The following is a 4,321-nucleotide window of genomic DNA, read 5'->3' on the forward strand; positions in this document are numbered from 1 at the left end:
CGCCGCCCAGCAGCGAGCCCCCGCCGCCGTCCACGAGCGACACGGCCAGCGGCCCCGCCCCGTCCACCCCGGCGGAGACCAGCAGCTCGGCGAGCGCCCCCCAGAGCAGCAGCGCGGGCACACCCAGCGGCTCGGGCAGCGCCGGGACGGTCATCTGACGCCGGCCGTATGACGCCGCATGACAAAGGGGCCGGGTTCCCGACATGGAACCCGGCCCCGACGTCTGTCGTGGCGGCGTTCAGAACAGCCGCAGCTTGTCGTCCTCGATGCCCCGCAGCGCGTCGTAGTCGAGGACCTGGCAGCCGATGCCCCGGTCGGCGGCGAGCACCCGGGCCTGCGGCTTGATCTCCTGGGCGGCGAAGATGCCGCGCACCGGCGCGAGATGCGGATCGCGGTTCAACAGCTCGAGGTAGCGCGTGAGTTGCTCCACGCCGTCGATCTCGCCGCGCCGCTTGATCTCCACCGCGACGGTCTGCCCCTCGGCGTCCCGGCACAGGATGTCGACCGGGCCGATCGCGGTCATGTACTCGCGGCGGATCAGGGTGTAGCCCTCGCCGAGTGTCTCGATCCGGTCGGCGAGCAGCTCCTGGAGGTGTGCTTCCACGCCGTCCTTGATCAGGCCGGGGTCCACGCCCAGTTCGTGCGAGGAGTCGTGGAGGATCTCCTCCATGGTGATGATGAGTTTCTCGCCCGCCTTGTTGACGACGGTCCAGACGCCCTCTTCGTCGCCCGTGCCCTCCTTCAGCGTGCAGGGCGGCGACATCCAGTTCAGGGGCTTGTAGGCCCGGTCGTCGGCGTGGATCGAGACGCTGCCGTCCGCCTTGACCAGGATCAGACGGGGTGCCGACGGCAGGTGCGCGGTGAGCCGCCCGGCGTAGTCCACGGAGCAGCGGGCAATGACGAGACGCATGGTCGGCAACGCTACTCGACCGCCCCGCCCCGGCGCGATTCGCCCTCGGATCCGCCCGCGGTAAGCCGTCCCGATCGACCGCGCCCGCGGCCCGGAGGCGGCCTCCCACGGGCCCCTCCAGGCCCTGCGACACGTCCTGAATCTCCTGGAAAACGCGTGTTCCGCGATGGCCGATTACCTGCCCACAGGAAGTTCCCCATACGGCCAATGTCCTGGTGCGGTCACCGTCCGTTGCTTACCGTATTGAACGGGAGGTCGCGAGGTGTGTACGCAGCGTGTCCGATTGCGCGGGCTCCCGTATCTGTCAGGCAACCCCTGCTCGTCGGGGGTGCGAGAGGAGAACCCATGTCGCTCGACGTCTCACCGGCCCTACTCGAACAGGCCGAGCGAGGCGAGGTCGACGAAGCTGAATTCGTCGACTGCGTCCGGACCTCCCTGCCCTACGCGTGGGAGATGATCAGCTCCCTGGTGGCCCAGCTGAAGGTGGACGGCGGAGCCTTCGCCGACAACCAGACGCCCCCGCCGGACGAGCAGGCACGCGGTCAGCTGCTGCGTGCGCTCGCGAGTGACGCGATACGCGGCGCGCTGCAACGGCACTTCGGTGTACGGCTGGCCTTCCAGAACTGCCACCGGGTGGCCGTGTTCCCGCTTGACTCCTCGGTCGACGAGACGCTGGCCCGTTTCACCTCGGTCCGCAGTCAGCTGCTGAACCAGTCGCCGGAACTGCGCGACTGCTGACGCGCCCCATCGTCTGCTTGCCGCTCCGTACGCGGGAGGTGCAGTCAGTACAAGGGGCGGCAAGCCTCCATGGCACGACCCGGTCCACGAACCCCGGCTCGGTTCAGGCGAGTTGGGGAAGCACCTCGGCGCCGAGCCGACGCACGTTCTCCTCGGTCGCCGCGAGATCGCCGGAGCCCTCGACGAGCAGCGCGAAACGGGAGATGCCGGTCCGCTCACTGGTCGCCGCCAGCCGGTCCGCGCACAGGCGGGGCGTGCCCACCGGGTGCAGCCCGCAGAGCAGTTCGGTGTACGCCAGCGGATCGCGCATCTGCCGCTGCCGGCCGTCGACCGTGACATGCGCCGCGAGGCCCTGGCGCAGCCAGCCCGGCATCGCCTTCAGCAGCGTCTCCGCCGCGTCCGTGCGCCGGTCGGCGATCTGGCAGACACCGGCCGAGACATGGGCCGCGCGGTGGATCTCCTCGGCCGTCCGCCCGCTCGCGCGCGCGTGCTGCCGCCACAGGGCGACCATCTCGGCCTTCTCCTCGTCGCCCACATGCATCCCGAGCAGCATCGGCAGCCCGCGCTCGGCGGCGAGCCGCACGCTCGACGGCGAGGTGCAGGCGACGACGACCTCGGGGCCCTCCGCCTCCGTCAGCGCCTCCGACGGGCGGGGCACGACGGGGACTTCACGGAACCGGAAGCGCTCGCCGTCGGCTCCGACGGACGCCTCGCGCAGCCAGCGCACCAGCAGATCGAGTGATTCCGGGAACCCCTTCTCGTACGCTTCCAGGCCCGAGCCGAACACCTCCAGGTCGACCCACGGCCCGCCGCGCCCCACGCCGAGCGAGAACCGGCCGCCGCTGGTGATGTGCAGCAGCGCGGCCTGCTCGCCGAGGGCCACGGGGTGGGCGGTGGGCAGCACACTGACCGCCGTACCGACCCGCAGACGGCGGGTGCGGCCCAGCAGTAAGGCGGCCAGGGTGACCGCCGACGGGCACGTGCCGTACGGCACGAAGTGGTGCTCGGCCAGCCAGACCGTGTCGAGCCCTGCCTCCTCGGCCACCTCGGCCGAGCGGACCGCGCGGTGCAGCGCCTCCCCCTCGCCCTGCCCGGGGAACTGGGCGGCCAACACGAAACTTCCAACGCGCATTGCTTTCCTGCTTCCTTGGCTCCGACGCGGAGCTCCCCCACACGGCATAACCGTCTGACACGTGCCGAGGACACGGCCGGGCGGGGGAATTTGCGGATTGTCTGCAGAATCAGCCGCTCGGGAGCGGGCGCCGCGTCCGCCAGGGTGGGGACTTGTGACGATTGGCGCCGTACGCGTACCCCTGCTCGTGGCACGTAGGCTGGATACGGCCCGTGCATCCTGTATAGCCCCGTGAGGTGTCCTGTGTCCCCGCGTCGCAACCGACCCAAGGGAGCCGGTTCGTCCGCCCGCAGCGCCGAGGACGACCGTTCCGGCCGCTACGGCGGCTGGCAGTCCACGGAGAGCTGGCAGGGCGAGGAGTGGAGCGTACGGCATGTGGCGGGCGCCAGCGCACAGGGCAAGGCGTACCGCTGCCCGGGCTGCGACCAGTTGATCCCGGACGGCGTGCCGCACGTGGTGGCCTGGCCCGAGTTCTCGGGCGTCGACGAGCGCCGGCACTGGCACAAGGCCTGCTGGAACGCGAAGGACCGCCGCACCACGCGGGTGCAGCGGTCCCGTAACGCGCCGAGGTTCTGAACGCCCCTTGCTACGCGGTCACACGTCCCGCTTCTCCAGCAGGGCGAAGGCGCCGGCCAGGGCGGCGGCCGTGATGCCCAGCATGATCCACAGCGGGTCCCAGCCCGACGGGCCGGACTCGCTCAGGGAGTTGGCGTAGAACACGCTCATCTGGTTCGGGATGGAGTACTCGAACAGCGCCTGCTGCACGTCCTTCAGGGACTCCGAGAACATGAACAGGGCGATCACCAGCGGGGCGAGCAGCGCGCCGATCATGATGGTGATCGCGCCCGCCGAGTGCCGGATGATCGAGCCGACCGCCAGCGACAGCGTGCCGAGCAGGGCGAGGTAGAGCGAGACGCCGACCGTGCCCTTGAGCCACTCGCCGCCGGAGGGATCCTTGGCGTTGTTGCCCTCCAGCATCGCCACATGCAGGAAGCCGATGAGCGAGGCGGACACCAGGGTCACCACGAAGGCCACGAGGAAGAAGACGATCGCCTTCGCCGCGAGCACCCGGGCCCGCGAGGGGCAGGCGACCATCGTCGTACGGATCATGCCGGTGCCGTACTCGGAGGCGGTGGTCAGCACGCCCAGCGTGATGACGCACATGCTGCCGAGCAGCAGCCCGAAGAAGCCGAGGCCGAGCGGGCTCTCGCCGCCCAGGTCGGCGTCCTGGCCGGCGACCACGAGACCGGTCAGCAGACCGATGCCGAGGACGAGCAGCACGAACACGCCGAGCGTCCACATCGTCGAGCGCACCGAGCGGATCTTGGTCCACTCGGAGGCGATGGCGTTGCCGAGGTGGGTGCGCACCACCGGGATCGGCGAGGTGTAGCCGGAGTAGGAGGCCTGCCAGTCGGGTGCGGCGGTGTGCGGCATCGGGGGCTGGGGCGTGCTCATCGGGCGTCCTCGGGCTTGGTCAGGTCGGAGGGGGCGGCGGCGGGCGCAGCTGGCGCGGTGGGCGCGGCGGCGGGAGCGGCCGGGGC

General features: G+C 70.9%; 5 protein-coding genes. 2 read left to right on the forward strand and 3 right to left on the reverse strand.

Annotation, left to right across the window (positions count from 1 at the left end; translation table 11 throughout):
* Positions 1-238 precede the first annotated feature (238 nt).
* Positions 239-910, reverse strand: coding sequence for an endonuclease NucS (gene nucS / locus N4P33_RS33190; RefSeq protein ID WP_260830644.1), 672 nt, complete (start codon positions 908-910; stop codon positions 239-241).
* A 345-nt stretch (positions 911-1,255) separates the two neighbouring features.
* Here nucS and N4P33_RS33195 point away from each other — a divergent pair, with 345 nt between their 5' ends.
* Positions 1,256-1,648 carry an SCO5389 family protein gene (locus tag N4P33_RS33195; RefSeq protein WP_260830645.1) on the forward strand — a complete coding sequence of 131 codons (393 nt, stop codon included), beginning with the start codon at positions 1,256-1,258 and terminating at the stop codon, positions 1,646-1,648.
* 103 nt (positions 1,649-1,751) lie between these two features.
* On the opposite strand, the gene N4P33_RS33200 is transcribed toward N4P33_RS33195, so the two are convergent.
* Positions 1,752-2,780 carry an LLM class flavin-dependent oxidoreductase gene (locus N4P33_RS33200; RefSeq protein WP_260830646.1) on the reverse strand — a complete coding sequence of 343 codons (1,029 nt, stop codon included), beginning with the start codon at positions 2,778-2,780 and terminating at the stop codon, positions 1,752-1,754.
* A 243-nt stretch (positions 2,781-3,023) separates the two neighbouring features.
* Between N4P33_RS33200 and N4P33_RS33205 the strand changes: the two genes are divergently transcribed.
* Complete coding sequence (locus N4P33_RS33205; RefSeq protein WP_260830647.1) at positions 3,024-3,356, forward strand: ATP/GTP-binding protein; 333 nt, start codon at positions 3,024-3,026, stop codon at positions 3,354-3,356.
* Between the two features lie 18 nt (positions 3,357-3,374).
* On the opposite strand, the gene N4P33_RS33210 is transcribed toward N4P33_RS33205, so the two are convergent.
* A complete protein-coding gene (locus N4P33_RS33210) occupies positions 3,375-4,235 on the reverse strand; it encodes an ABC transporter permease subunit (RefSeq protein ID WP_260830648.1) in 861 nt (286 codons plus the stop codon).
* Positions 4,236-4,321 lie beyond the last annotated feature (86 nt).

It is taken from the genome of Streptomyces sp. 15-116A, from assembly GCF_025290915.1.
Classification (GTDB): domain Bacteria; phylum Actinomycetota; class Actinomycetes; order Streptomycetales; family Streptomycetaceae; genus Streptomyces.

Coding starts and splice junctions, on each gene's coding strand:
- nucS (WP_260830644.1), bottom strand. CDS start 910: ATGCGTCTCGTCATTGCCCGCTGCTCCGTGGACTACGCCGGGCGGCTC.
- N4P33_RS33195 (WP_260830645.1), top strand. CDS start 1,256: ATGTCGCTCGACGTCTCACCGGCCCTACTCGAACAGGCCGAGCGAGGC.
- N4P33_RS33200 (WP_260830646.1), bottom strand. CDS start 2,780: ATGCGCGTTGGAAGTTTCGTGTTGGCCGCCCAGTTCCCCGGGCAGGGC.
- N4P33_RS33210 (WP_260830648.1), bottom strand. CDS start 4,235: ATGAGCACGCCCCAGCCCCCGATGCCGCACACCGCCGCACCCGACTGG.